Origin of the sequence: Novipirellula rosea, assembly GCF_039541335.1 — a bacterium.
Lineage (GTDB): Bacteria > Planctomycetota > Planctomycetia > Pirellulales > Pirellulaceae > Novipirellula > Novipirellula rosea.
In genome coordinates, this window is record NZ_BAABGA010000037.1 from 130527 (window position 1) to 156292 (window position 25766).

At 55.4% G+C, this 25766-nt stretch carries 21 protein-coding genes; 15 read left to right on the forward strand and 6 right to left on the reverse strand.

What is annotated here, in order from left to right; translation table 11 throughout:
- Positions 1 to 371: 371 nt before the first annotated feature.
- The 3 genes from ABD971_RS15655 to ABD971_RS15665 form a co-directional block, all read right to left on the reverse strand.
- Positions 372 to 920 (reverse strand): cysteine hydrolase family protein, encoded by a 549-nt coding sequence (locus ABD971_RS15655; RefSeq protein ID WP_339936939.1) that lies wholly within the window; start codon positions 918 to 920, stop codon positions 372 to 374.
- 398 nt (positions 921 to 1318) lie between these two features.
- Complete coding sequence (locus ABD971_RS15660; RefSeq protein WP_345323559.1) at positions 1319 to 2818, reverse strand: tetratricopeptide repeat protein; 1500 nt, start codon at positions 2816 to 2818, stop codon at positions 1319 to 1321.
- 76 nt (positions 2819 to 2894) lie between these two features.
- On the reverse strand, positions 2895 to 3590 hold the full coding sequence (locus tag ABD971_RS15665) for a transposase (protein ID WP_339936942.1): 696 nt from the start codon (positions 3588 to 3590) through the stop codon (positions 2895 to 2897).
- A gap of 338 nt (positions 3591 to 3928) precedes the next feature.
- Here ABD971_RS15665 and ABD971_RS15670 point away from each other — a divergent pair, with 338 nt between their 5' ends.
- From ABD971_RS15670 to ABD971_RS15690, 5 genes are all read left to right on the forward strand, one after another.
- On the forward strand, positions 3929 to 4267 hold the full coding sequence (locus ABD971_RS15670; RefSeq protein ID WP_339936943.1) for a hypothetical protein: 339 nt from the start codon (positions 3929 to 3931) through the stop codon (positions 4265 to 4267).
- A gap of 232 nt (positions 4268 to 4499) precedes the next feature.
- Positions 4500 to 5747: a sensor histidine kinase gene (locus tag ABD971_RS15675; RefSeq protein ID WP_339936944.1), complete on the forward strand. Its 1248-nt coding sequence runs from the start codon at positions 4500 to 4502 to the stop codon at positions 5745 to 5747.
- Complete coding sequence (locus ABD971_RS15680) at positions 5747 to 7204, forward strand: sigma-54-dependent transcriptional regulator (protein ID WP_345323562.1); 1458 nt, start codon at positions 5747 to 5749, stop codon at positions 7202 to 7204. Before ABD971_RS15675 ends, ABD971_RS15680 begins: the two co-directional genes overlap by 1 nt.
- A 153-nt stretch (positions 7205 to 7357) precedes the next feature.
- Positions 7358 to 7795 (forward strand): GreA/GreB family elongation factor, encoded by a 438-nt coding sequence (locus ABD971_RS15685; protein ID WP_345323564.1) that lies wholly within the window; start codon positions 7358 to 7360, stop codon positions 7793 to 7795.
- 255 nt (positions 7796 to 8050) lie between these two features.
- On the forward strand, positions 8051 to 8590 hold the full coding sequence (locus tag ABD971_RS15690; protein WP_345323566.1) for a hypothetical protein: 540 nt from the start codon (positions 8051 to 8053) through the stop codon (positions 8588 to 8590).
- Between the two features lie 945 nt (positions 8591 to 9535).
- On the opposite strand, the gene ilvD is transcribed toward ABD971_RS15690, so the two are convergent.
- Complete coding sequence (gene ilvD, locus ABD971_RS15695) at positions 9536 to 11215, reverse strand: dihydroxy-acid dehydratase (protein ID WP_339936949.1); 1680 nt, start codon at positions 11213 to 11215, stop codon at positions 9536 to 9538.
- Positions 11216 to 11428: 213 nt separating this feature from the next.
- Between ilvD and ABD971_RS15700 the strand changes: the two genes are divergently transcribed.
- From ABD971_RS15700 to ABD971_RS15735, 8 genes are all read left to right on the forward strand, one after another.
- Positions 11429 to 12130, forward strand: coding sequence for a 3-keto-disaccharide hydrolase (locus ABD971_RS15700; protein ID WP_345323568.1), 702 nt, complete (start codon positions 11429 to 11431; stop codon positions 12128 to 12130).
- 111 nt (positions 12131 to 12241) lie between these two features.
- Positions 12242 to 12865 (forward strand): HAD family hydrolase, encoded by a 624-nt coding sequence (locus ABD971_RS15705; protein ID WP_345323570.1) that lies wholly within the window; start codon positions 12242 to 12244, stop codon positions 12863 to 12865.
- Positions 12866 to 12993: 128 nt separating this feature from the next.
- Positions 12994 to 14574 (forward strand): Ppx/GppA phosphatase family protein, encoded by a 1581-nt coding sequence (locus ABD971_RS15710; protein ID WP_339936952.1) that lies wholly within the window; start codon positions 12994 to 12996, stop codon positions 14572 to 14574.
- Between the two features lie 177 nt (positions 14575 to 14751).
- A complete protein-coding gene (locus tag ABD971_RS15715) occupies positions 14752 to 16059 on the forward strand; it encodes a protein-L-isoaspartate(D-aspartate) O-methyltransferase (protein ID WP_339936953.1) in 1308 nt (435 codons plus the stop codon).
- A 13-nt stretch (positions 16060 to 16072) separates the two neighbouring features.
- A complete protein-coding gene (locus ABD971_RS15720; RefSeq protein ID WP_345323574.1) occupies positions 16073 to 16294 on the forward strand; it encodes a hypothetical protein in 222 nt (73 codons plus the stop codon).
- 127 nt (positions 16295 to 16421) lie between these two features.
- A complete protein-coding gene (locus ABD971_RS15725; protein ID WP_345323576.1) occupies positions 16422 to 17777 on the forward strand; it encodes a TIGR03000 domain-containing protein in 1356 nt (451 codons plus the stop codon).
- Between the two features lie 276 nt (positions 17778 to 18053).
- Entirely contained in the window at positions 18054 to 18797 is a 744-nt protein-coding gene (locus ABD971_RS15730) for a hypothetical protein (protein ID WP_339936956.1), read from the forward strand.
- Positions 18794 to 20014, forward strand: coding sequence for an HTTM domain-containing protein (locus ABD971_RS15735; RefSeq protein ID WP_345323579.1), 1221 nt, complete (start codon positions 18794 to 18796; stop codon positions 20012 to 20014). The genes ABD971_RS15730 and ABD971_RS15735 overlap by 4 nt, the downstream gene beginning before the upstream one ends.
- Before the next feature lie 46 nt (positions 20015 to 20060).
- Here the strand turns inward: ABD971_RS15735 and ABD971_RS15740 are convergent, their stop codons facing one another.
- Together ABD971_RS15740 and nadC are read right to left on the reverse strand one after the other, a co-directional pair.
- A complete protein-coding gene (locus ABD971_RS15740) occupies positions 20061 to 21464 on the reverse strand; it encodes an undecaprenyl-phosphate glucose phosphotransferase (protein WP_345323581.1) in 1404 nt (467 codons plus the stop codon).
- Positions 21465 to 21567: 103 nt separating this feature from the next.
- Complete coding sequence (gene nadC / locus ABD971_RS15745; protein WP_345323583.1) at positions 21568 to 22497, reverse strand: carboxylating nicotinate-nucleotide diphosphorylase; 930 nt, start codon at positions 22495 to 22497, stop codon at positions 21568 to 21570.
- A gap of 326 nt (positions 22498 to 22823) precedes the next feature.
- Here nadC and ABD971_RS15750 point away from each other — a divergent pair, with 326 nt between their 5' ends.
- Both ABD971_RS15750 and uvrB read left to right on the forward strand, forming a co-directional pair.
- Positions 22824 to 23285, forward strand: a complete 462-nt coding sequence (locus ABD971_RS15750; RefSeq protein WP_339936961.1) for a ComEA family DNA-binding protein — start codon at positions 22824 to 22826, stop codon at positions 23283 to 23285.
- Between the two features lie 180 nt (positions 23286 to 23465).
- Complete coding sequence (uvrB, locus tag ABD971_RS15755; RefSeq protein WP_345323585.1) at positions 23466 to 25583, forward strand: excinuclease ABC subunit UvrB; 2118 nt, start codon at positions 23466 to 23468, stop codon at positions 25581 to 25583.
- The last annotated feature ends 183 nt before the right edge of the window (positions 25584 to 25766 follow it).

Below are 25766 nucleotides of genomic sequence, written 5' to 3' on the forward strand. Positions count from 1 at the left end.
CACTCCGCCCCGTAGTGGATCTTGCCAAAGATCCCGACGCCCTTCCCGGGCTTTGTTCAGCACGAGTATCAGCATCCTTCAGTCGAGCTTGTCTCGGCAGAGGAAACACATGATGGCTACCGAGCGAAAGCATAAGACAGCCGTACTCCGTTTCGGGCTTGTCCCGGCGGTCACACGACTCGATCTGTCGATCCCGCCAGGACAAGACCGACGGAGATCCAATGGGGTTGGGAGGTTGCCTTGGTAGCTTGCAGTTGCCCGCCCCGCCCGGGCAAGCCGGACGGAAGCGATGGTGTGCCGGGGGTGTGTTATTACGCCCACAGCCTCGAAGTGGCTACCTCCTTTCCGCCGAGTTCGCATCGACACAGGCTTTACCGGACTCGGTCTAGCCAAGCGTCCGTCGCGATCACTTCGCTGATGAACATCTGCTGGGACACCAGGATCGAATCTTGCAGCTGCTTGGCGGTCACCGAGCCCGCTTCGTTTTCTACGTCCAGCGTTCCCGTCGCATCACGCAGGAACTCGACTTTGTAACCGCGATGAAATGCTTGGCGGGCCGTGGTGTCACAACACATTTGCGTCATATAGCCCGCGATGGCGACCGTGTCGGCATCGACTTTCTTCAGCCACTCGGCCAGATTCGTATTGGTAAACGAGCCGGGCAATTGTTTGTCGATCAACACATCGCGATGGCGTTTTTCGACCTCGGGGTGTAATTGCCACGCGTCGGAGTTGAGCCGGAAGATCGGCGAATCGGGGTCGGGTTGGTGATGCCGAATCACGGCGGTCGGCACACCCGCCTGTTTCGCCTCGTCCATCACCCGCAAGATTTGATCGAGATGGCCGACTGGATACGTCACCGGCAGCGCGCCATCAAAATACTCTTTTTGAACGTCAATCACCAATAAAGCGCGGCTCATTGCGTTAAATCCAATTCAATCTTGGGTTGGGGGACGAGAACGGTTGCATCTAGTCTATCGCGGTTTCAGTTGGGGGCAAACACAGTCGCCCGACGTCGGATCATTCATCCGCGGTTCTCGTAGTGGATCTTGCTAAAGATCCTGCATCCGAGAGTTTCGTAGGGGATCTTGATAAAGATCCCACCCCTCGCCTCGTCGACAAACCCAACAACGCCCGTTTTTTTCTATTCCTCATGACGCGGCATCTACGGACGTCGGAGGATGTCCGAATGCCATTGACGAGACGGCTCACCTGACTCATCGAGTTCGGGGGCGCAAAGATAATGCCCCCCAGCTTCGCAAATGCCTCTGAACAAATAAAAGGCATTTCGTCTCGCTTGGAAGAAAAATCCTTAATGTCATTCTTCGGGTGGGCGAGTCAGTAAATGGACGGCAGCTTGGCAATCGGCTCGGTTTGGCCAATCTTCGCCCCCCAGTCGCAACGCTTCTTGGAACTTTGCAAGTGCAGTGGCGTACCGGCCATGCTGTAACGCCATCGAACCATAGAAAAAGGCGGCGTCGGCTGAGCTGGGATTTAGCTCCGATGCTGCCACGAGATCTTGCTCCGCTAAATCAAAGTTGCCGGTCGATGCCAACAGCTGCGCTCGATGCAATCGTGGTTCAATCGCTCGCTGATCAATCTCCAGCACCTTGTTGGCGATCAACATGGCGCCGGCGAAGTCCCCCTCGGCCGCCATATGGCTGGATCGTCCAATGCCAGCGTGAACGCGTTCGGATGTGCTGGGACGCTCTCTTTGCAGCTCATAGGCAAGTGAGTGAATCGGGTAGGATTCCTGCCAAAGCTGATGCCGCGCGGGCAGTATCGCACTCAGCACCACAGCCGCCGCCAGTGCGTAAGTGAAGCGAGATGGAAGCAAGTCTCTGCTCAATAGTGCTCCCGCTAAACAGACAGGAAACAGCATCTCTAAGCTGCGATGCATGTCTCCCGCAATGACCAACGCACCCACGGTCGTGAGCAAAATGGCAAGCGAATAAACAGCAAAGGTCGCACGGCGGTAGGTTTTGAAGCAGTGATACAGAAAGTAAATGCAAAACAACCATGCGATGCGATGGCCGAACCAAACTCCCCATAAGAGATTGGTGATCGGGATCGATTGAATTAACGCAAGATGCTCGCGTGCATACGTGTGAGCGACAGGATCCGTTCCGGTCGCAAGAGCAATCAAACGAATGACAAGGTAGACCGAAGTCGCAATGCCGATCAACGGAATCATCGTGCTCATCGCTCCTGGATGTGCTTTGATTCTATCGTTCCAAGTCGCACGAACGACCAGTAGCACGGGAAGCGCGAGCACGAACCGCTCATCAATCCAAGGAGCAATCAAACATGCGGTCACGACTGCAATACGGTTCTGGCTGAACGCAGCGACCAGCATAAAGAAGACGACCCAGGAATCAAAATAGGCGAGCCAGCCTGTGGAAACGAAATACCACGGCGACATTGCCAACAGGGTGCTGAGGAGCAGGGAGTCACGTATCGGCATCCCCGCTCTCTGGCACAATATCACAATGTAAAAAAGAGTGGCGATGCATCCAAGGAAGGGAATCGTTGTAAATTGCCACTCGCTCAGCCCTGTGAGGTTGCCCACAAATGGAAAGAACAACCGCCATTGATTGACCCGGCTAACGTGATTCGTGATGTCTTCGAACGGGTTCTCCAGCTGCCGCAGTGTGTCGTAGTATCGGTCGACTTCGGGCAGATCAAAGCTCTGCCAAAGTTTGAACCGTGGTGCGAAACAGAGGATGACAAGCATCGCTGCCGCAACCGCAATCAGCAGCGAGACGCCCCATTTTTTTGATCGAGATGAATCAATTCGTACGATGGACGTCTGGGGCATGAGCGGCGGCAGGGACTAAAGAAGGCGGAACTAAAAAAGGTGTCAAACTAAAAAAGGTGTCAAACTAAAAAAGGTGTCAGGACTCTTTTTTCGGTATCGGGACTTGTTTCTTGGGTCTTCCGCGGGGGCGGAGGGTGGATTCGAGGTCGAGGCGACGTGCGATCGATTCTACCCAAGATGACTGTCCTAGCGGGCTGCCTCGGCGAATCGACCAGCGGATTTGATCGAGTTCTTTGTCGTCGAGCGCTTCGTTGACTCGCCTAAGCCAATTCGGCGAGCGCGGGATCGGCCATGGTGACAGCAACTTTGGCAGAGGTTCACTGGTTTGGGACCAACGATACAGCGACCCCCAACGCCAATCTTCTGCTTTTTCCACCAGCCCTGCTCGTTTCGCATTTCGTTCCACGTAGCGACACAGGACAAGGAAGTGATCGTCGTCCTGAACAGGAAAACTTTTGAAGCGACCTTGGTACACATGTCCTTCTCCCGCCGTGTGATAGTGGGCGTGGTAACGCATGGTGTGCGTGAGCGTGACCCACCGCAAGAAATGGCTCATCCCTCCGTGCTCGCTGGGTTGCACCACCAAGTGCCAATGATTGGGCATCAACTGGTAGGCCAAGATTCGGCAGGGATAGAGCTGCAGTCCCTCGGACAAGATGTTTTCGAATGCCTCGTAGTCGGCGTCTTTGTGAAAGATGGTCGTACGCCCATTGCCCCGATTCCAGGCATGGTAAATCGCGTCTTTCTCGTCCGCACGTTTGGGTCTAGGCATTCCACCAGCCTAACCGTCGCCTCAGGGCCGGGAAAGAGTCCTGACACCTTTTCCTGGCCCTGAGATGTAAGACGCTCAAGTGTAAATGACTGTTTACAGCGTCAACCGTTTTCGTCGCCAAGTCGTGACATAAAAATCATGTCAACGACGATCCTTTTTCGACGCTAGTAAAATCCTGGAATGTTTTTAATCCCAGAAAATACTGGGTTTTCGCTTTGCCTAGCATGCTTTCGACGTTTGCGATTTGAGGATTGGCACTGCCCGTGCGATAGAGCGACTCCGTTCCCGAACAAGAGGTTTGGGAAGACAACCAACTCCATACCTTTGAGGTATCCAGTATGTCCAAACAAGCTCAGTACGCCTTGATAGCAGCAATCGCTTTCAGTTTTGTCGGTGGAGCTTCGCTTGCCGAAGCAGGAAAGATTCGCAGCACCGTCGAGCGTCGTCATAGTCCCGAAAAAGGATTTTGGGACTCGAGCCATAACTCAAAGAACGTCGTTCGTCACCACGCAAGTCCGCGAGTGCATTACACACCGAAGACTCACAAGAGCAACAGCGGTAAGTCTTGGGGGTGGCAACGCAGCAGTCGCGCCGAACTGCATCACCCTGGTCCGCGGAAAACACACGGATCCAGTAATACTTCGAACCCCGGTGCTTTATTCAACCTGTTTCGGTAACCTTGCACCGCCCGATTCGCCGATGAAAGGAGCGGGTTTTCGACTCCCCAGTTGACACCAAGAGCCGGCTTGCCACGACTGAACTTCAGGTTGTGGTAAGTCGGTTTTTCTATGCGCTAGCGAAAGTGTCAGCCGGCGTCGACAGTGGAAGCGCCAGGTGACATAGGTTGACGTCGCGAGGCGTCAATGATTAGAAAAACGTCGATAAATCTTCGTCGGCACAGTTCCTGCTTTGCGTGTCGTCGAACGTTTCCAAGCGTCAACCGAGATCAAAGCTCACCGGCAATCCGTTTCCGCCGCAATTATTGTCATGCCGTACCAACACCTTCGCGACCCCAACATCAACGAAACAATGTTTCGTACCGTCGCCAATTACACCTACGACTGGGAAAGCTGGCACGATCCGCTGGGAAAGCCTGTTTGGATCAACGATGCGGTGCAGCGGATGACGGGCTACTCGCCTGATGAGTGTTTGGCAATGCCTGAATATCCGTTGCCGATCGTGGTGGAGCGGCATCGGGCTCGGATGCGAAAGATGCTTAAGGACGCGATCGACAAGAAATCAAACAACGATTTGGAGTTCGAAATTGTCAGCCGGGATGGCAACGCTCGTTGGATGGCCATTTCCTGGCAACCGATGTATGACGACACGGGAAAGCACCAGGGCTTTCGCACCAGCGTTCGCGACATCACCGATCGACAGGGTTTGAAAGAACAACTGCGACTGTACACCGAGCATCTTGAGCAACTGGTTCAAGAACGCACCGTTCGGATCACGCAGCTTGAGAAGCACCGTCAGCAGATGGAAAAACTTGCCGCCCTCGGTGAACTGGCCGCTGGCGTCGCTCATGAGGTCAACAATCCTTTGGCGGGGATCCGCAACGCGTTCGCGCTGTTCAAGGATTCTCTGGAACCGACCCACGAGCACTACGACCTTTTGGATCTGGTGGACAAGGAAATCGAACGGATCAGTTCGATCATCCATCAGATGTACCAGCTTTACAAGCGAGGGCCGCTGGCCGCTACCGATGTGACGATCGAAAAAACAATCAGCGATTGCGTGTGCTTGCTTGAACCGATCGCGCGCCGTCACGGAGTGACGTTGCAGGTCATTCCCGAGCGTTCCACCACATCGGCACGTCTGCCCGAGAATGAGCTGAAGCAGATCCTGTTCAACATCGTTCGCAACGCCATTCAGGCATCGCCGACTGGTGCGACGGTTCGCATTGAAATCGATGCCAAAGACGAACGGGTTGCCGTTCTGGTCGCTGATCAAGGAAGCGGGATCACCGATGACGTGCTTCCGCATATTTTTGAACCGTTCTTCAGTACCAAAGGAGAACTCAAAGAAGGGATGGGTTTGGGGCTATCGGTAACACGCAACCTGATCGAATCGATGGACGGCGAAATCAACGTTGCCACCGAAGTTGGAGAAGGAACGACATTTCGAGTCATGCTGCCCAGGTGGAGACGCGACTAATGACTCATCGAATTCTAGTCGCCGACGACGAACCGCTTTACCTTCGCACGACCGGCGAGCTATTGCGAAAGAACGGTTACGAATGCGTGTGTGTTCCCGACGCCAATCTAGCGATGGAGGCATTGCAGCGAGAGGATTTTGATCTCGTCTTGTCGGACCTCAATATGCCGGGCAATTTGAAGCTTGAATTGCTTCATGATCACAACCGGCTGCGTAAACACGTTCCCATCATCGTCGTCACCGGCGTCCCCAGTTTGCCGACTGCGATCGAGAGCATTCGCCTTGGGATCGCCGATTACTTGATGAAACCGGTGAAATTCGAGGATTTGCTGCGGAGCGTTCAGCATGCGATCGAACACGCAAATCAAACCCGCAAGGCTGCGGAAATACCGACTCGGCCCGCATCGGAACTTCAAAACTTGTTTCCCCGTCTCATCGGTGCCAGCGCGCCGATGATGGAGCTATTCGAAATCATCGATCGCGTCGCCGGCACGGACACGAACATTTTGATCACCGGTGAAAGCGGCACAGGCAAGGAAGTCGTTGCCAAAACAATTCATGAACATAGCCATCGTCGTGAGGGTTCGTATCAAGTTATCGACTGCACCGCGGTTCCTGATTCGTTGTTCGAATCGATGTTGTTCGGACACAAGAAAGGATCGTTCACCGGAGCGGTATCGGATCAAGACGGCTTGTTAAAACAATGTGACGGCGGCACGGCGTTCTTAGATGAAGTGGGGGAACTGCCGATGCCAATGCAAGCGAAATTGTTGCGAGCGGTACAGGAACAAACTTTCACGCCGGTTGGCAGCCACACGCAGGTCAAAGTCGACACCCGATTTATCTGCGCGACCAACCGCGACCTCCACGCCGAAGTCAATGCGGGACGGTTCCGCCAAGACCTGTTCTATCGACTCGGAGTTATCCACGTCGAATTGCCACCGCTCCGCCGCCGCGATGATGATGTTTTGCTGCTCGCCGATCACTTCTTGAAGTTGCTGACCAAGAACAATTCACGGGTTTACGGATTTGCCGAGTCCACGCTCGAAGTCTTCAAGGCGTACTCGTGGCCGGGAAACATTCGTGAGCTGCGAAACGTGATCGAGCGTTCGATCGCCCTATCCAAAGGCAACTTGATCCAGCCGGCGGATCTGCCCAAGAACGTACAAGGGGATGACAATGCAGCTGAGCCACGCTGGGCTGGCAGTGACGTTCAAGCCGATGCCGCCACGTCGACACCGGGTTCCGGTGGGCAGTTGCCCAGCTTCGCCAGCATCACCGCGGGAGTTTCGCGAGACGAAGCCTTGAAAGCAGCCGAGTATCAGTACCTGGTCGCGTTGATGCAAACTAACGGTGGGAATGTCTCCGAAGCGGCGCGTCAAGCTGGTTTGTCACGTCAAGGCTTGCATAAGCTTCTCAAAACGCATGAAATCTACGCCGCCGATTTTCGGCGTTAATTTCGCTACTTGTTTTTGACAGTGTCTTCACGCGGCGTCGCTATCCGTCGCTCATTTTTGTCGCATCTGATTTGCGGCGTGTGGTACCAGGATTGCTCCGGTAAACAGATTTTGCCTCGGCGTTCTGATTCACCCAAAGGACTACACACTCCCATGCCACACCGCAAACCCATCATCACCGAGCACGATCAAACGGAACTGCTGCAGCTGATCGAGGATGAATCCGTAGCCGTCATCGCGGCTCACCGTAGCGTCGATACATTGAAAAGGCGGCTCCGCTCCGCGATTTGCCTACCGGATGACCGAGTTCCCGGCACGGTCATCCGTTTGGGGTGTCACGTGACGTTGTCAGATGTGACAACGGGCAATATCGATATGTTCACACTGGTTGACCCAGCACAAGCGGACATTGCCCACGGGAAGCTATCGGTGCTATCGCCGCTGGGCACCGCGATCCTCGGACGTCATCTCGGTCAGCAAGTGCGTGTCATGATCCCCAGTGGCTGCCGCACCATCACCATTGAAGCGATCGAGCACCGTTGTCAACCACCGGCGACAGCAACGGGCGAGAACACTGTCGCTAGCGTTTGACAGAGCGGGGGTGGGGGCTTCGAACCAGAAGAGTCGTTAACAAAATTCTTCTGAATTGTTTCCCAGCAAAAAGCCCCCGAATATCCTTTTGTTTTCTCCACTACAGCGGATGGATTCGAGGTTTTTTAGAGCTTCACTCTACGATTGGTACGCTCCTCGCTTAGACATTTCATCAAGATCATCAGCGAGCGTTTGGTGCTTGCACCTGAGTCGCGGATTTGTCTAAGTCGGTCTTTCGCCAAGGCATCGAAGTTGATGTCTGTGATGATCGGGCCGCTGAACACCGAAAGGGTTTTGAAGATGTCACGCTATTTCACCAGTGCTTTTGCCATCGCCGCCTTGCTGGGCAGCTTCCTGATTGCTGACACCGCCGAGGCCGCAAAGGCGCGTTCTACGGTCGAACGACGCCACCGTGCGAATAAGGGATACTTCGCGCCCAAGACGTCGACCAATCGCAGCTATAGCAGCAATCGGTCGATGTTCCGCAGCACGCCGCGTTACACCACGCCAAGCTACGTCGCACCGCGAACCTACACGCCGGCACCCTCCTACGTCCCGTCCTCGGCACCGGTCGTGCAGCAGAGCTACACCTTGCCCAGCAACGTCGTCACCGCACCTCGCGTGATTTCGAGTTCGCCTGTCGTCACCTCGCAACCGCGAGTGATCTACAGTTCTCCCGTCGTGACGTCGCAACCGCAGGTCATCTCGGAACGAGTGATCACTCCTCCGGCGCCGGCAGCAAATTCGTCGAACGTTCCGCACGTGGGCCAAGGTCAGCCTGCCAACGTACGATGAGATGATTCGCTTACCGCCGATTTTCATTAGACGCTGAGTGACAAGCATTGCAGGCCACTCAGCGTCTTTTTTCGTGCCAAACCACGTGCGGGATAAAAAAGGTGTCAGGACTCTTTTTTGGGTATCGGGACTTGTTTGTTGGGGCTTCCGCGGGGAGCGGAGGGTGGAATCGAGGTCGGTCTGACGTGCGATCGATTCTATCCAAGTTGACTGTCCTAGCGGGCTGCCTCGGCGAATCGACCAGCGGATTTGATCGAGTTGCTTGTCGTCAAACGCTTCGTTGACTCGCCTAAGCCAATTCGTCGTGGTGCGGGATCTTTAGCAAGATCCACTACGGGGAGCTTTCTTTAATAGCGGGCTGTTGGGCAAGCCGGACGGATGCAGAGTTGACGGGCGGTGCGAGTGAGCCGGAGACAGGCCCTCACCCGGACGAGGCCTCAAGGGCCCGTCCGACCTCTCCCGTGCTGCGCTCGGGAGAGGTGGCAGATAAAAAAGGTGTCAGGACTCTTTTTTTGGTATCGGGACTTGTTTGTTGGGGCTTCCGCGGGGAGCGGAGAGTGGAATCGAGGTCGGTCTGACGTGCGATCGATTCTATCCAAGTTGACTGTCCTAGCGGGCTGCCTCGGCGAATCGACCAGCGGATTTGATCGAGTTGCTTGTCGTCAAACGCTTCGTTGACTCGCCTAAGCCAATTCGTCGTGGTGCGGGATCTTTAGCAAGATCCACTACGGGGAGCTGTCTTTATTAGCGGGCTGTTGGGCAAGCCGGATGGATGCAGAGTTGATGGGCGGTGCGAGTGAGCCGGAGACAGGCCCTCACCCGGACGAGGCCTTAAGGGCCCGTCCGACCTCTCCCGTGCTGCGCTCGGGAGAGGTGGCATGAGCAGCGAGGACTGGGCAGGTCAACAGCGTCCATTGCCAGGTAACCTTTACCACGACCAGTGGATCACTCGTCGGTGACGCAGCCTTCGCTGGCGCTCTTGACGTTCTTGATGTACTTGTACAACGTGCCTCGCGTTGCCTTCAGCGGTGGTGCGGTCCAGGCTTCGCGGCGTTTGGCCAGTTCGGCTTCGTCGACGTCCACATCGAGTCGGTTGGTTTCGGCATCGATCGTGATCGTATCACCATCTTGAACCAGAGCGATCGGACCACACTCTTGTGCTTCCGGCGTGATGTGGCCAACGATGAATCCGTGGCTGCCGCCGCTGAATCGTCCATCGGTCAACAACGCCACATCCGACCCGAGACCCGCCCCCATGATGGCACTGGTCGGTGTCAGCATTTCAGGCATGCCGGGACCGCCCTTGGGACCTTCGTAGCGAATCACGACGACATCGCCCTTTTGAATCTTCTTTTCCTCCAGTGCATGCAGCATGTCCTCTTCGCTGTCAAAGACGCGTGCCGGGCCGCTGAACTGCAATCCTTCTTTGCCAGTGATCTTGGCCACCGCGCCATCGGGCGACAGTGATCCACGCAAGATACGAATGTGACCGGTCTTTTTGATCGGCTCCTTGGTGGAGTGAACGATCGTTTGACCTTCCTTCAAATCGGGCAGCGATTCGAGGTTTTCGGCCAGCGTTTTGCCGGTCACGGTCATGCATGATCCGTCGATCAGGCCTTCTTTGAGCAAGTACTTCATCACCGCGGGGGTGCCGCCCACCGAGTGCAAGTCTTCTTGGACGAATTTGCCGCTCGGCTTCAGGTCGGCGAGGAATGGGATGCGATCGCTAACGCTTTGGAAGTCGTCGATCGTCAGCGGTACTTCGACCGCTCGCGCCATCGCGATCAGGTGCAACACGGCATTGGTGCTGCCACCGAGTGCCATCACGGTGACCATCGCGTTTTCAAACGCCGTGCGGGTCATGATATCGCGCGGTTTGAGGTCCAGTTTCAGCAGTTCCAGAATCGCATGGCCTGCGTGCCGACACTCTTCTTTTTTCTCAGGATCGACCGCGGGGATACTGGCCGAATAGGGCAGCGACATGCCCAAGGCTTCGATCGCCGAGGCCATCGTGTTGGCGGTGTACATCCCGCCGCAAGCTCCGGCACCAGGGCAACTGTGACGAACGATCTCTTTGCGTTCTTCTTCGTTGATTTGGCCAGCAATAAATTGGCCATAACACTGAAAGGCGCTGACGATATCCAGGTTTTCGTTTTTGAATCGTCCTGGTTTGATTGTTCCTCCATAAACCATGATTGCGGGGCGGTTCAAACGTCCCATCGCGATCAAACATCCCGGCATGTTTTTGTCACATCCAGGCAGTGCGATCAGCGCATCATACCACTGGGCAGCCATGATCGTTTCGATCGAATCGGCGATCAAATCGCGACTCTGCAGCGAGTAGCTCATCCCGTCGGTGCCCATCGAGATGCCGTCGCTGACGCCAATCGTGTTGAACCGCATGCCGACGAGTCCTGCGTCGACGACTCCCTTTTTGACCTCGGCGGCCAAGTCCAACAGGTGCATGTTACAGCTGTTGCCTTCGTACCAGACACTTCCAATGCCGACCTGTGGCTTGTTCATGTCTTCGGAAGTCATCCCGGTTGCATAGAGCATCGCTTGGGACGCGCCTTGGCTTTTGGGTTGGGTGATGTTTTGGCTGTACTTGTTTAGCGGAGCATTCATGGCCGGTGGAGATACGCAGTGCAGGAGGAATGGGGGAGAAACGTCAACAAGCGAAGAGAGTTTGATGCGGGGGTGAGTTCGCGTTCTCTGGCAGACTAAATCTCTGGCAGACTAAATCTGCGTCGATTTGCCGACTTCACAGGCCACCGATTATGATCTTCAGCGAGCGTTTCACAACGGGACGGCTAAGCGAACTTTATCGGAGTAGACAAAATGGTGCGTTTTTCGTGGTTTTTGCTGGCGTTGGCGGTTTTTACCCATGGTTTTACGCCCGGCAGCCGCGAGGCATTTGCGGACGATTTTGAGCTCAAGTCGATGTCGCTGTTCGATGGTGACACCTTGGCGGGGTGGGAAGGGAACGCCTATTGGTTCCGAATCGAAGACGATGCGGTCGTCGCCGGGCGGCTGGAGGAAAAGATCCCGCACAACGAATTTTTGTGCACGATGGAACGATTCGCCGATTTCGATCTACGGTTGGAAGCCAAATTGGTCTCCCCCAGCAAGGATCCGAGCGGTGGCAAAACAAAGCCCTCTTTGAATGCCGGAGTCCAGTTCCGCACCAAACGCATCCCCGGCGATACCGAGGTGTCGGGCTATCAAGCCGATATGGGATGGATTGGTGATCGATCGATTTGGGGTGCACTGTACGACGAATCACGCCGCCGGAAATTTTTGGCCGAACCCGCTGCGGATTTACCCCAGAACCTTGTCAAAGAAAACGACTGGAATTCGATTCGAGTCCGCTGTGAAGGGCCACGCATCCAAATTTTTATCAACGGCGTGCAAACAGTCGATTACACCGAAACCGATGACACGATTCCACGTGATGGCATCATCGGACTGCAAATCCACAGCGGTCCTCCGGCCGAAGCCCATTACCGAAACATTCGTATCCGTAACCTCACCAGCAAGTAGGCAATGTCGCTGATCGCTCCGCGATCTCGCGTTCTTAGCATTGTGCGTTTCTGAGATTTTTCTTCTTTACAGGTTTCCCGTTTCGATTGCGGAGCGATCAACGACATTTTTATGAATATTGAATTTGTATATTTCGATCTCGGCAACGTGATCGTTTCCTTTGACCCGAAAATCGCGGTCAACAATGTGGCAACCCGCTTTGGGGTCGACGCCGCGATGGCGGAACAGGCGATTTATATCAGTGGATTGCAGGATCGATTCGAGCATGGCCACGTCACGGGCGAAGAATATGCGAGAATTGTTCGTGATTCGCTTGCCGTTTCGGATGCTCAGATGCCCACGGCGGCACTGCTTGACGCGATCAGCGACATGTTCACCCCGATCGAGTCGATGCGAAATACGGTCACGCAGGTCGACGAATCCGGAACGCGTTACGGGTTGCTATCGAACACCTGCCACGCTCACTGGGACTGGATCGCCCGTCAAACGTGGCAGGTTTCGTCGCTGGCGTGGCCCGTTCGTGTGTTGAGCTGCGAAGTCAGCTCGATGAAGCCCGATGGCGGGATTTATCAGGCGGCCGAAAAATTGGCCGGTGTTTCCCCCGCATCCATTCTGTTTCTCGACGACAAACAGGAAAATGTTGCCGCGGCGATCGATCGAGGCTGGAATGCGGTCCAGTGCTTCGGCGGCGAGCAAGCGGAAGCGGCACTGAGGCAATATGGGGTGATTTCGTAGCACGATCGGCCGCGGGCGAGCGTGGTGGCGAACGCGGTCTTCGGCTGTGCCCGGCGGCGTGGACGCCGTATGATGGAGGCACGCGACGACCACACCCCTTCTCCCTTTTCGATTGCTTTTCAACTGCAATGGCACAGCTGGCAAACCCCCCATCGATTCCACTCCATCCCACGCCTCCTCGTCCCGTTGCTGTCATCGATATCGGGGCAACCAGCGTTCGCATGGCGATTGCTGAAATCCATGCCGATGGCGAAGTCCGTACGCTCGATACGCTGGTCCAGCCCGTTGATCTGGGCCGAGAGGCGTTTGACGTCCGCCGATTTTCGCGAGCCACGATCGAAAAGGTCGCCGGAATCCTGAAAAAATACCAGCGAGTGCTGCAAGAATATGGCATTGCGGGACCTCATGATTTGCGGGTCGTGGCCACCACCGCAGTCCGTGAAGCGCTGAACCGACTCGCGTTTACCGACCGTGTCTACATCGTCACGGGGATGAATGTCGAACCGATTGACGAAGCGGAAGTGAACCGCATCACCTACATGGGGATCATGCCCCAATTGCGCACCCATCCCGAATTGGCGGATGGTCGTTCGGTGGTGGTCGAAGTCGGTGGTGGTAACACCGAATTATTGGTTATCCGCAGCGGCAATGTGTTGCACAGCCAATCGTATCGCTTGGGATCGCTGCGGTTGTTGCAATTGTTAGATCAAGCCAACGTGTCGGTCGCGCGACGTCGAATTTTGTTAGAAAGTCATATTCGACGGATCTTGGATATGATCGTCGAAGAGGTGCACTCCGATGCGATGATTCACCTCGTTGCCTTTGGAGGCGACATGCGTTTCGCCGCTCATCAACTACTTGATGATTGGGATGGCACTTCGCTCGCCCAGCTGTCGACCGATCGCTTGATCGAATTTACCAACGAAGTGCTGAAGCTTGACGAAGACGCCATTGTCAAACGATTTGGAGCAAGCTTTATCGAGGCCGAGACGCTCGGTCCGGCGCTGCTTGCCTATTCCATGTTGGCCCAAGCGTTCAATCAGACCCATGTTTACGTGTGCGATACCAATTTGCGTGACGGTTTGTTGCGTGACATGGCGATCGGGGGTGAGTGGACAGCCGAATTTCGCAATCAAATTGTTCGCTCGGCAATCACGCTCGGACGACGGTTCGATTTCGACGAAACGCATGCCCGTAACGTTGCCGAATTGTCGCGGAAATTGTTCGAACAATTGGTTGCCGATCACCAATTGGATCAGCGACACGAGGTGATTTTGCACGTCGCGGCGCTGCTGCACGAAATTGGGTTGATGATCAACGTCCGCAGCAACCATAAGCACGCATTGTACGTGATTCGCAACAGCGGTTTGTTTGGGTTGTCCAAGAGCGAGCTGTTGCAAGTGGGGTTGGTGGCTCGCTATTATCGCCGCGCTTCACCCCAACCGTCTCACGAAGGGTACGGATCGCTGGAGCGAGAAGACCGCGTCGTGGTCGCAAAGTTGGCGGCAATCCTGAGGCTTGCGATCGCGCTGGACGACACCCGCAGCGGGCGTATTCGCGAAATCGAATGCACTCGCGAAGGACGGCAATGGGTGATCAATGTTCCGGGCGTGGACGATGTGTCGCTCGAACAAATTGCGATGCGTCAAAACTCGGGACTGTTCCGCGATGTGTTCGGGATGCAAGTCTTGTTGCGGAGCGGACGATAGCGGCACGCCGCGAGCTTCCACTGTGGCGAGCTTTGGTAGCGGTGCGGCGCGAGCCGTCCGGTTGCAGCGAGTGAAACGTTTTAATACGGCCCCCCACCGCCAAGCAAAACATAAAAACGGGCGTTCGATTGATTATAGTGGTCGTCGACACCGCTCCCGAACTTCAGAGGCATGTAAATGAGTTTTTCTAATGACGTTGCGGCTTTCAGCAAATTCATCGGTATCTTCGGGAGTCTGGTTTTGGCATTTCTGATTCGCAGTGAACAAACGGCTGCCGACGATCTGTATACGATTTTGCGAGAGCGTTTGGTCGAAGACCGGATCGCGTCAGCGGGCGTCAAAGACTCTCGTGTGCTCGACGCGATTCGCAATACCGAGCGACACGAGTTTGTGCCCAAGAGTCAACGTGAACGGGCTTATTTGGATATGGCGCTGCCGATTGGTGGTTCGCAAACGATCAGCAGTCCCTTCACGGTGGCTTCGATGACCGAGGCGATCGAGCCCGAGCCGACCGACAAAGTGCTCGAAATTGGTACCGGCAGCGGTTACCAGGCGGCTGTGCTTAGCCCCTTGGTCGAGCACGTCTATTCGATCGAGATCGTCGATGAACTTGGACGCAAGGCTGCCGAGACGCTCTCACGTTTGGGGTATGAAAATGTGTCCACGCGAATTGGAGACGGTTTTCTTGGTTGGCCCGATGCCGCGCCGTTCGACAAGATTATCGTCACTTGCAGTCCCGAATCGGTGCCGCTGCCGTTGATCGAACAACTTCGCGAAGGGGGGCTGATGATCATTCCCGTCGGCCAACGCTATCAGCAGACGTTGTATCGGATGCAGAAGGTGGATGGGAAATTGGTCCGCCAAGCACTGCACCCCACCCTGTTTGTGCCGATGACGGGCGAAGCCGAAGAGGGGCGTCAGCAATTGCCGGATCCCGCGAACCCCGTGGTGATCAATGGAAATTTCGAGACGCTGCCGACCGCTGAGCAGAGTTCGACCGAAGACTTTGTTCCCGGGTGGTACTACGGACGCCAAGTCAGGCAGGTCACTCCGTCTGCGGAATCCGAGAGCGAGGGTTCGCAGTCGTCCTCGGGATCCGCCCGCGTGACCGCGCCCGAAGGAGCGACGTTTGTGCGATTTGAGAACGAGACAGCCGGATTGAGCTCGCATTTACTGCAGGGCATCGCGATCGATGGCCGCGAAGTGTCCATGATCCGGTTGAGCGGACGGGTGCAGATTGAAAACGTCAAAATTGGCCCCAATCCTGATTCGGTTCCGATGATCGCGATCAGTCTGTATGACGAACAGCGGCGTGATTTAGGCGCGTTTTGGCTTGGTCCGTTTCGGGGCACTCGGTCGTGGCGTGATGTCAGCCGTTTGGTGCGAATCCCTCATCAAACTCGCGAGGCGATTTTGCGGATTGGGTTGTTCGGAGCCACTGGCAAGGCGGAATTTGACGCCGTTGCGATCGAAAAAGTGGACTGAATTTTCGCCTGCCGTGCTTTTTTCTGCCGCTGGCGAACTGCGGCGTTTTGTCTCTGTAACCGCCTCTGGCAACTCGATCCGCCGAAAGTTTGGCAGCGGAAAATATCTCAATTTTGCCAAGGAAACGACGGTTTCTCTCGGCTCGCTCTTGTTTTCGGAGTGCCGAAATCCGGTGCGAGCATTGTTAACCTTGCTGGGTTCGGGTGGTTCGATTGCCGCCCTAGTCGGTTTCTAATCGGTAAATTTTGCCCAGGCTGCTTGTTTAACGTATTTCAACGGTTATTCTACCGCTGATACCAATTGTATCGGATATCGCTACAAGGCTTTCAGAACGTGTTCAAATATCGACGGAGGGGATTGAATTGGCTATCAGGCATTTCCAGGTTTTGACCATCACCGCATCGGTGGTCCTATTCTCTAGCTTGCCGAATTCGGTGCAGGCGGGAGGTTCATGGGGAGGCAGCTACGGATCGTCCGGTGGCTATTCTTCCTCAGGGGGTTCCTCTGGCGGAGGACTGTTGAGCAGCTACCGAGCGCGCCGCTATTCGGCTGGCTCAAGTGGCGGATCCAGCGGTGGTTCGTCCGGCGGGTCAAGCGGCGGATACTACAGCGCCTCGAGCGGTGGTTCGAGCGGTGGATCCTCCGGCGGTTCGAGTGGCGGTTCCTCGGGAGGCTCTTCCGGGGGTTACTCGGTATCCTATGCCTCGAGTGGCAGTTCGGGCGGCAGCTCCGGTGGTCGCGTTGGACCGATCCGTCGACTGTTCGCAAAGATGCATAGCAAGGGAAACGCGGGCGGCAGCAGCGGTGGATCGAGCAGCCATGGCAGCTCGGGCGGAAGTTCCGGCGGCAGCTCGGGCGGACGTCACGTGCACTATGCGAGCTATTCGTTGAGCTCCGGTGGATCCTCTGGCGGTTCGTCCGGCGGTGTGGTCTACGGTCACTACTCGAGCCCCATTTCCTCGGGTGTTGACGCTGGTTACGAGTCTCCGGTCATCGAATCGGGCTACGAGACGTACTCCGCACCGATCGAAGGCACGATCATCGACAGCAGCTATGACTCGGGTGTTAGTGCTCCAGTGCAAGGTGCAGATGACCAATCGGCTTCGACCGCAACCGAAACGATCAACGACTCGACTCGTTACGAATCGGCTAAGCCAAGCATCGAGCAAGATTCAGCCCTGTTGACTGTGGCTGTGCCAAGTGATGCGACGGTCACCGTCAACGGTCATGCCACCACCAGCGAAGGCAATGTTCGTCAATTCTTGTCTCGTGGGTTGAAGGATGGTTACGTTTACACTTATGTCGTAAACGTCGACTACACCGTCAATGGCGAGACGCAATCGGAATCCAAGGAAGTCAAGCTTCGTCCCGGCGACGTCGAGCAAATCGTCTTCGATTTGAATGAAGCTAACGACACTTCGAACAGCGAAGAAAAAGTGGCTCCGAAGACCGACGAATTGGTGACGGTTGTGAAGTTGCATGTGCCTGAAGACGCGAAGGTCACGCTGGCGGGCAACGAGACTGCGGGACAAGGTTCGATTCGTACCTTCCGCACGAACCAATTGAAGGTTGGCGAACAGTGGAGCGGGTACACCGTGCACGTTACCGCGATCATCAATGGTCAATCCGTTAGCAAAGAACGAACCGTCGACGTGATTGCCGGTGGTACCACCGAGCTCGTGTTCGATTTCAATGATTCGTCGATCGCTCAGCGATAATTTTGCGGGTTGCAATTCGTCGTAAAGACGGAAAGCGAAGCATCATTTAGCCGCGTTCTCCCCGTCGAGAACGCGGCTTTTTGTTTGGCTGTTCACTATTGGGACAGTGAACGCATCTGTACTTCCACGCGTCCCGGACTAACTTAGAACGGTCTACCACTTTTATTTTTTGGGAGCTCCCTTAGCGAAATGACGTCCGAAGAAACTCCTAAGGTCTCAGCACGTATTCGATGGTTCGTTTCGATCCTCATCTGCGTTCATCTGATAGCACTCGTCTTGCCCCCTCTCGCTTTTCAAACTCGCGGTGCATTGGGCGATTCGCCCTCGGTTCAAACGCTGATGACGCTGGTTCGCGACTACACTCAATTTCTGTATATCGATCGTGGCTATGCCTTCTTCGCTCCCGATCCGGGACCGAGCCACTTGATTCAAGCTGCGATTACGGATGCATCGGGAGAGACCGACGAGAAGATGATTCCGAGTCTGGAGGATCAATGGCCGCGGCTGCTTTATCACCGTCATTTCATGTTGGCTGAATATTTAAGCGAGATCTATCAGCCGCCCAATCCCCCCGAAGAGATCGCAAAACTCGATCCGGTAGGAGCGCAGCTCTGGGAACAATCACGCGCCCGCTACGAGTACGTTCGCCAATCGATCGTCGATCATCTGCAATACAAAAACAACGGTCGGCGTGTTGTGATCCGTCGCATCGAACATGCCTTACCCGGTTTCATCGAACTCGCCAATGATCCCATCCCGCTGAATGATCCGCGGTTGTACCGCGTGTTGCGAGACCAAGCTTTTGATCCACAGCAAACCAGCGAAACATCAAGCAACCTTCCCGAGGCAATTCCGGCGCCGAAAAATATTGAGCCTGATGCCGAGCCGAGTGCGCCCCGCGTGAACGAGGACGAAACACCACCGCCGGATCGATCGCCGGAGCCGCAGACAGGACCAGAGACGGGGCCAGCGTCACCGCCGGTCTCACAGTCAGAGACAGCAGCGGAGGTCCAGGAATGAACGGACAAACGGTGATCGAACTTTTCAAGTCATGGGTGTTGCAGTTGGTTGCCGCGTGGGACCGTTTCTGGTTCACGCCGCGGTATCCGCAGGTGTTGGCCATGTTGCGAATCGTAACCGGCGGCATGCTGTTTTATTCGCATCTCGTGTTGGCAACGCAGCTTGGTGATTTCCTTGGCGATCATGCATGGATCAACAACGCCACGATCGCGCAGTTGCATGATGGTGCGTTTGGTTCGTCGGATATGGGGCGTAGCTATCTGTGGCATCTGAGTAACCCGCTGCTGTTGTGGTTGCATCACGGTGCGACGCTGCTGATCACGGCGGCGTTTGCGGTCGGATTTATGACCCGCGTGACAGCCCCGGCGGCTTGGTTTTTGCAAATCATGTACATCCACCGTTTGACAGGAACCCTGTTTGGGCTCGATCAAATCGTGACATACGTGGCAATGTATTTGATGTTGACGCCGAGTGGCAGCTGTTTCAGCGTCGACGCATGGCTACGCGAACGTTTTTCAGAACGTCGCGGATCGAATCGGAAATTAGCGTGGCTGTTGCCCGAGAATCGGCCCAGTGTGGCGTCCAATGTGGGAACGCGGTTGCTGCAATTGCACCTCTGTGTGATCTATCTGTTTGGCGGATTGGCCAAGGCGCGTGGCGAGCTGTGGTGGGACGGGACCGCAATCTGGTTCGCGGTCGCCAACTACGAATACCAATCGATGAACATGACCTGGATCGGCAGCTATCCACGCGTTTTCTCGGCACTGACGCATTTGACCCTGTTTTGGGAAGTGTTTTATTGTGCGTTGGTGTGGCCCCGTCTCAGTCGTCCCGTCGTCATCGCAATCGCTATTTTGGTGCATGGTGGGATTGCGACGTCACTGGGAATGGCCACGTTTGGTTTCATGATGATCGCCGCGAACTGCATTTTTATCGAGCCAAAATGGTTGCTGTTGCGATCCGCTTCTGAACCCGCCACCCCATCCGTGGCGAGTGTCGCTGAGGATGGCTGCCGCAACGAAAGCGTTGCCGATGATGGCGATCTGCGGCAGCGTGAGGAAAAGCTTGCCGCGGATAAAGAGAAGTTGAAGCAGCGAGTGGAGACGCTTAAGAAACGCGAACGCAAAGTCCGCCGAGCCGCGAAGAAACTTCGCGAGCAAGGGGCGGGCGATCAGCAGGATCTGTCCGAGTTGGATGAACCACTCGAGCTGGATTGACAAGTTGCTTGATTGATACGCTGGCTTGATCAATAAGCTGGCTGGATCAATAAGCTTCGGGTTGGCTCCAGGCAACTCGCAGCGTCTTGAATAGAATCTTGAGATCCAACCATAGCGACCAATTGCGGATGTAGCGGTGGTCCCAATCGATCCGCCGCTCCATCTTGTCGATCGTATCGGTCTCGCCGCGACATCCGTTGACTTGTGCCAATCCGGTGATGCCCGGTTTCACTTTGTGGCGAAGCATGTAGCCGCGAATTCGGCAGCGGTATTGTTCGTTGTGAGCCAAGGCATGAGGTCGCGGCCCCACCAACGACATCGTGCCAACGATCACGTTGAATAGCTGCGGTAATTCGTCCAGGCTGGTGCGGCGAAGAACGTTTCCGAGCCGAGTCACGCGTGGGTCCCCTTTCGTCGCTTGTTTCACGACCGCGCCATTGTCGCACGTTCGCATTGAGCGGAACTTCCAAACCAAGATCTCTCGACCATCCAATCCGTAACGACGTTGCCGGAAAAAGACCGGGCCTGGTGAGGTGACCTTCACTGCGATAGCGATGGCCAACATCGGTATCGCTGCCACGATCAAGGCGGCGGTAGCGATCGCGACATCGGTCAATCGTTTTACCACCCCATCGACACCGAATAATGGATTCTCAAACACGCTGACCGCTGGAATGCCTCCCATGCTGGTCCAACGTGAGTGCAGAAGTTCAAAAACAAAAAAGTCGGGGACGATATAGACCGACGCTGTCGAATCGCTGAGTTGTTCAAGCAGATAGCGGATGCGATCCTCTGCTCGCATCGGCAGCGTAATAAAGATCGTGTCGATTTCGCCCTCACGCGCCTTTTGGATCATTTCCGTCAGGTCGCCTTCGAGCGAATATTTGGCCGGCGACGGAGCTTCCTCGGATCGCAATTCGTTCCGATCGTCAAAAAAACCCACCATTTGGAAGCCGAGCGAGGGATCGTGTTCGACATTGTCCGCCATTTGGATGCCCAATTCGTTGAGCCCCGCGACGGCAATCCGGCGGGTGCCGATGCCTCGCTGCAATAATCCTTGTTGAATAATGCGTAAACACATTCGCCCTAAACCGATCATCGTCGGCGCCAGGATAATCCAGCAAAGCATTACCGAACGAGCGAATTCTTGTCCGTAACGTGTGGCAAACGCTAACAGAGCGAGCACCAAAACGGTCATGCTCCACGCACCCACGATGCTGGACATTTCCATGTTGGCCGAACCTGCATGCGATTTGCGGTACAGTCCTGTTAAATGCCCCGTCAGCAAGAATACGATGACGGCGATCAGCCCCATCGCCAGGGTCGTGTCGTCGACCCAACCGCGGGCGATCCATTTGACGGTCGCTAACGAGGCGATCACGCCAGCGGCATCAAGGCACGGTTGAAAAAAATCCCACCAATGGCGGTGAGGAAGAATAGGTAACCGCATGAATCAAGTCCGGTCGATTGGGCGTATCGAATTTTGTACAAGCGCGGCAGGACTCTCGACAAAAAACGAGAGAGCTCCCACCTTATCGCGACTGTACAAAACCCTAGCTCAACGTTTCGTCGAACCAGTCAAAACCGAGGTCCAACCATGTTGCTTGATGCGTCAAAGCGCCACTGCTAATTCGCTCTACACCGGTTCTAGCGATATCGGCGATCGTATCGATCGTGACGTTCCCGGATGCCTCGAGTTCGACCGCAGAATTTTGCTGGTCGCGGATCTCGACGGCTTCACGCAATGCGTCGAGCGAGAAATTGTCGAGCAAGATGATGTCGGGGTTCGTTGAGATCACGTCGCGAAATTGCTCGAGCGAATCGACTTCGACCTCAACCATCGTTGGCGCCACCAGATGTTCCACGTTGGCGCCCCGCCACTGGATCGCTTTCTTCGCTGCGGTACTGGCGGCAATCGGTCCGGACGAGTCACCCGCCAGCGCCAAATGGTTGTCTTTGATCAGGAACCCGTCATGCAAACCGCTGCGGTGGTTGTGCCCTCCGCCACAGCCGACGGCGTACTTTTCCAACAACCGCCAACCCGGCGTCGTTTTGCGAGTGTCGTACAAACGTGATTTTGTCGATGCAATCACTTCCGCGTAACGCTGGGTCTGCGTCGCCACGCCACACATCCGGCTGAGAATGTTCAAAATCGTTCGTTCGCAAGTCAACAAATCACGAGCGTTGCCGGTCAATCGTGCGATCGCTTGGCCAGCAACCAGGGCCGAGCCGTCCTCTTGTAAACACGTGACTTCCAACGACGCATCGAATTCGTCGACGATCCATTGCAGTGTGGCCAAACCTGCACAGACGCCTTCGCCGCGTGGCACAATCTCGCACCCGCCTTGACGATCCGCGTCGATCAAACAGACGGTGGTCCAGTCCATTGCATCACGCAGGTCTTCGGCGATCGAAAGTCGAACCAGCATCCGCAGATCGTTTTCAAGTAAAGCGTCGGCTTCGACGCGGGGATAATCAGTCATCTATGTACGTCCAGGGTTCGATTCGGCTAATGGTGGGGGGGCTAGCGGAATGTGCCATCTGCTTTCGCACTAACCGAGTGGTATTTATAGCGGAGTGACGCGAGCCGCCCGGTCTAATTCGAACGCTTTACTCGCCGCAACCGGACGGCTCGCGCCGTGCCGCTACTAAAGTAGATGACATTGGGCTCGCGGACTGTGGCAACCGATGTTGTCGATCTATCGTGCGATCGCACCACAGCTAACTCGCTAGCATTGTAGCGTTTTTGTGAAAAAGTGGAGCCGCCGTCACCATGATGCGTTGTTTTCACCCGAGCCGATGACGGATAATGAGCGAACCGTCACTCGATGAGAATCGCGGATCGATGAACCCATCCACCCCCACCCCCACGCGACATTCGCCTCTGCTGCAGCCTTCGGTGCAGTGGACGCTAGCGGTGGTTTTGACGCTTTGTTTTGTGACGTTAGGCGGACGGATTGCCAGCCGGAGTGGGACGCCGCAGTCAGAGCCGATTCGCGACGCCGACGCCAAATTGCTCTGCCTCGATTTGAATGCGGCGGCGGAACATGAATTGTCGCTGCTGCCGACGGTAGGCCCGGTGCTTGCCAACCGCATTGTGCAGGACCGTCAGCAGCGGGGACGGTTTCAGTCGCTCGACGATCTTCGCCGCGTGCCTGGGATCGGCCCTAAAACGATTGCCGAGATCGCTGACTACTGCTGTGTCGAGGTGGCTTTCCCGCAACACGCAATCGCTCCCCCGCAAGACGCGATCGCGACCAACCAACCTTAGACCAAGCTTGGACGACGCGTTTTTGGGCAATTCGCTTTGCTGCCTTGATTACGGCATCAGCTTGATCGCCATAAACTTGGTTTTTTTGGGGGGCGTTCGGGGCACCATCGTCGCTTGGGTCGTTCTTCGTTACAGTGAAGCGGTCAACGCATGTCATCATGACCGCCTATGGAACCCTCCATGACGTCCAATTCGAAAAAACTTCCCCGCGCCGATTTCCATCTCAATCAGCCGTTCCCGCCTGCCGGCGACCAACCGCAGGCGATTGCGGAACTGACTCGCGGCTTTTTGGCCGGGCGATCCGCCCAAACCTTGCTGGGGGCAACCGGTACCGGCAAGACGTTTACGATGGCAAACGTGATTGCCAACTTGGGCCGCCCTGCCCTGATTCTCAGCCACAATAAAACACTTGCGGCTCAGCTGTACGGCGAATTTCGTGAGTTCTTTCCCGAAAATGCCGTTCACTATTTCGTCAGCTATTACGACTACTATCAACCCGAAGCCTACATCCCGCAGCGCGACGTCTATATCGAAAAAGATTCGTCGATCAACGAAGAGATCGATCGGCTGCGGCTGGCCACCACCAGCTCGCTGGTCAGCCGCCGCGATGTCGTGATCGTGGCGTCGGTCAGCAGTATTTATGGTTTGGGGTCGCCCGAGGATTACAAAGAGTTGATCGTTTCACTGCATAAAGGTGAGAAGACACGGCGCGATCACTTGTTGCTGAAGTTTGTCGACGTGCTTTATGAGCGCAACGATGTGGCGTTTGAACGAGGCAAGTTTCGCGTCCGCGGCGATAGCATCGAGCTGTGGCCAAGCTACGAAGAGTTCGCTTACCGGATCGAAATGTGGGGCGACGAGATCGAACAAATCTCGCTGATCAATCCCGTCTCGGGCGAAACGATCAAAACGGTCGATAGTCTCTATATCTATCCCGCCAAACACTTCGTGATGCCCGAGAATCGTATTCAAAGTGCGATTCGATCGATCCGAGAAGAATTGGCGCAACAAGTTGAACTGTTTCAAGAGCGAGGCAAGCTGCTCGAGGCGCAGCGGATCTCGGCTCGCACGCGATTTGATCTGGAAATGCTCAGCGAGGTCGGGCATTGTCCGGGGATTGAAAACTACAGTCGTCCGTTGTCTGGCAAACCGCCTGGCTCGACTCCTGATACCTTGTACGACTTCTTCCCTGACGACTTTATCACCTTTGTCGACGAATCGCATGTCACGGTCTCGCAAGTGCGAGCGATGTACGCGGGGGACCGCAGCCGTAAAACAACCTTGGTCGAGCACGGATTCCGCTTGCCAAGCGCGCTGGATAACCGGCCGCTCAAATTCGAAGAGTGGGAAGAGCGAACGGGACAAATTTGTTTCGTCAGCGCGACGCCGGCTGAGTACGAATTGAATCGCACCGGTGGCGAAGTGGTCGAACAGATCATCCGTCCGACCGGGTTGCTCGATCCCGTGGTCGAGGTGATCCCGGCGCGAGGTCAAGTGAACCACTTGTTAGAAGAGATTCGCATTCGCGCAGAAAAGAATGAACGTGTGCTTGTGACCGCGCTGACGAAGCGGTTGGCGGAAGACCTTTCGACGTTCTTTCAAGAACAAAACGTGCGCTGTCGTTGGTTGCACAGTGAACTCAATGCGTTTGAACGCGTCGATTTACTGCAAGAATTGCGGACTGGACGCTTCGATTGTTTGGTCGGTGTCAACTTGTTGCGTGAGGGACTCGATTTGCCCGAAGTCTCCCTAGTGGCCATTCTGGATGCGGATAAAGAGGGCTTTTTGCGTAGTGAAACCAGTTTGATTCAAACGATCGGCCGGGCCGCTCGGAATGCGAACTCGAAGGTCATTCTGTACGCCGACAAAGTGACCGCATCGATGCAGATGGCGATCGAAGAGACAAGTCGTCGGCGTCAGATTCAAGAGGATTACAACACCAAACATGGGATCGTTCCGCAGACGATTTTGAAGTCGATTCGTACGGGAATTGATTCCGAGGCGGCCAAACGCAAAAAAGAAACGGCGCTGGCAAAAAGCGAAGCCGAAACTGTTTACATCACGTTGGAATACGTCGAAGCACTCGAGCGAGAGATGTTGTCGGCTGCCGAGGATCTCGAGTTCGAGCGGGCCGCATCGCTACGCGACCGCGTTCTGCAACTAAAAGAGAACATCGGCAAACCCATCTCGGAAGTCGAGTTCACAAACAAGAGCGAAGCGACCGGAATCCAAAAGAAACGTCGCAAAGGGGTCAAGGGAGCCGGCCGCAAAAACGTCCCCCGTCCCAACCGCGGCTAAGTGAGTCTTAACCAAGCAGTTTAACGCAATCAGGCTGACCCTGGATGGCTAAAACTTTGCCGTTGCATGGTATTCAGTTTACGCAGCGTGCTGTTTTGATTCTTCGTCGCGATAGCGACCGCAGGCGGTAGCCCCAGGATGTGAGTCCGGGGCTTCGACCGACGGTATTTTCCCGGTCAGTGT

What these genes read in the sequence shown, in the direction of transcription:
- ABD971_RS15715 (WP_339936953.1), top strand. Translation starts at nt 14,752, where the DNA reads ATGAGTTTTTCTAATGACGTTGCGGCTTTCAGCAAATTCATCGGTATC.
- ABD971_RS15680 (WP_345323562.1), top strand. Translation starts at nt 5,747, where the DNA reads ATGACTCATCGAATTCTAGTCGCCGACGACGAACCGCTTTACCTTCGC.
- ABD971_RS15750 (WP_339936961.1), top strand. Translation starts at nt 22,824, where the DNA reads ATGAGCGAACCGTCACTCGATGAGAATCGCGGATCGATGAACCCATCC.
- nadC (WP_345323583.1), bottom strand. Translation starts at nt 22,497, where the DNA reads ATGACTGATTATCCCCGCGTCGAAGCCGACGCTTTACTTGAAAACGAT.
- ABD971_RS15705 (WP_345323570.1), top strand. Translation starts at nt 12,242, where the DNA reads ATGAATATTGAATTTGTATATTTCGATCTCGGCAACGTGATCGTTTCC.
- uvrB (WP_345323585.1), top strand. Translation starts at nt 23,466, where the DNA reads ATGACGTCCAATTCGAAAAAACTTCCCCGCGCCGATTTCCATCTCAAT.
- ABD971_RS15660 (WP_345323559.1), bottom strand. Translation starts at nt 2,818, where the DNA reads ATGCCCCAGACGTCCATCGTACGAATTGATTCATCTCGATCAAAAAAA.
- ABD971_RS15670 (WP_339936943.1), top strand. Translation starts at nt 3,929, where the DNA reads ATGTCCAAACAAGCTCAGTACGCCTTGATAGCAGCAATCGCTTTCAGT.
- ilvD (WP_339936949.1), bottom strand. Translation starts at nt 11,215, where the DNA reads ATGAATGCTCCGCTAAACAAGTACAGCCAAAACATCACCCAACCCAAA.
- ABD971_RS15710 (WP_339936952.1), top strand. Translation starts at nt 12,994, where the DNA reads ATGGCACAGCTGGCAAACCCCCCATCGATTCCACTCCATCCCACGCCT.
- ABD971_RS15690 (WP_345323566.1), top strand. Translation starts at nt 8,051, where the DNA reads ATGTCTGTGATGATCGGGCCGCTGAACACCGAAAGGGTTTTGAAGATG.
- ABD971_RS15665 (WP_339936942.1), bottom strand. Translation starts at nt 3,590, where the DNA reads ATGCCTAGACCCAAACGTGCGGACGAGAAAGACGCGATTTACCATGCC.
- ABD971_RS15735 (WP_345323579.1), top strand. Translation starts at nt 18,794, where the DNA reads ATGAACGGACAAACGGTGATCGAACTTTTCAAGTCATGGGTGTTGCAG.
- ABD971_RS15655 (WP_339936939.1), bottom strand. Translation starts at nt 920, where the DNA reads ATGAGCCGCGCTTTATTGGTGATTGACGTTCAAAAAGAGTATTTTGAT.
- ABD971_RS15740 (WP_345323581.1), bottom strand. Translation starts at nt 21,464, where the DNA reads ATGCGGTTACCTATTCTTCCTCACCGCCATTGGTGGGATTTTTTTCAA.
- ABD971_RS15685 (WP_345323564.1), top strand. Translation starts at nt 7,358, where the DNA reads ATGCCACACCGCAAACCCATCATCACCGAGCACGATCAAACGGAACTG.
- ABD971_RS15700 (WP_345323568.1), top strand. Translation starts at nt 11,429, where the DNA reads ATGGTGCGTTTTTCGTGGTTTTTGCTGGCGTTGGCGGTTTTTACCCAT.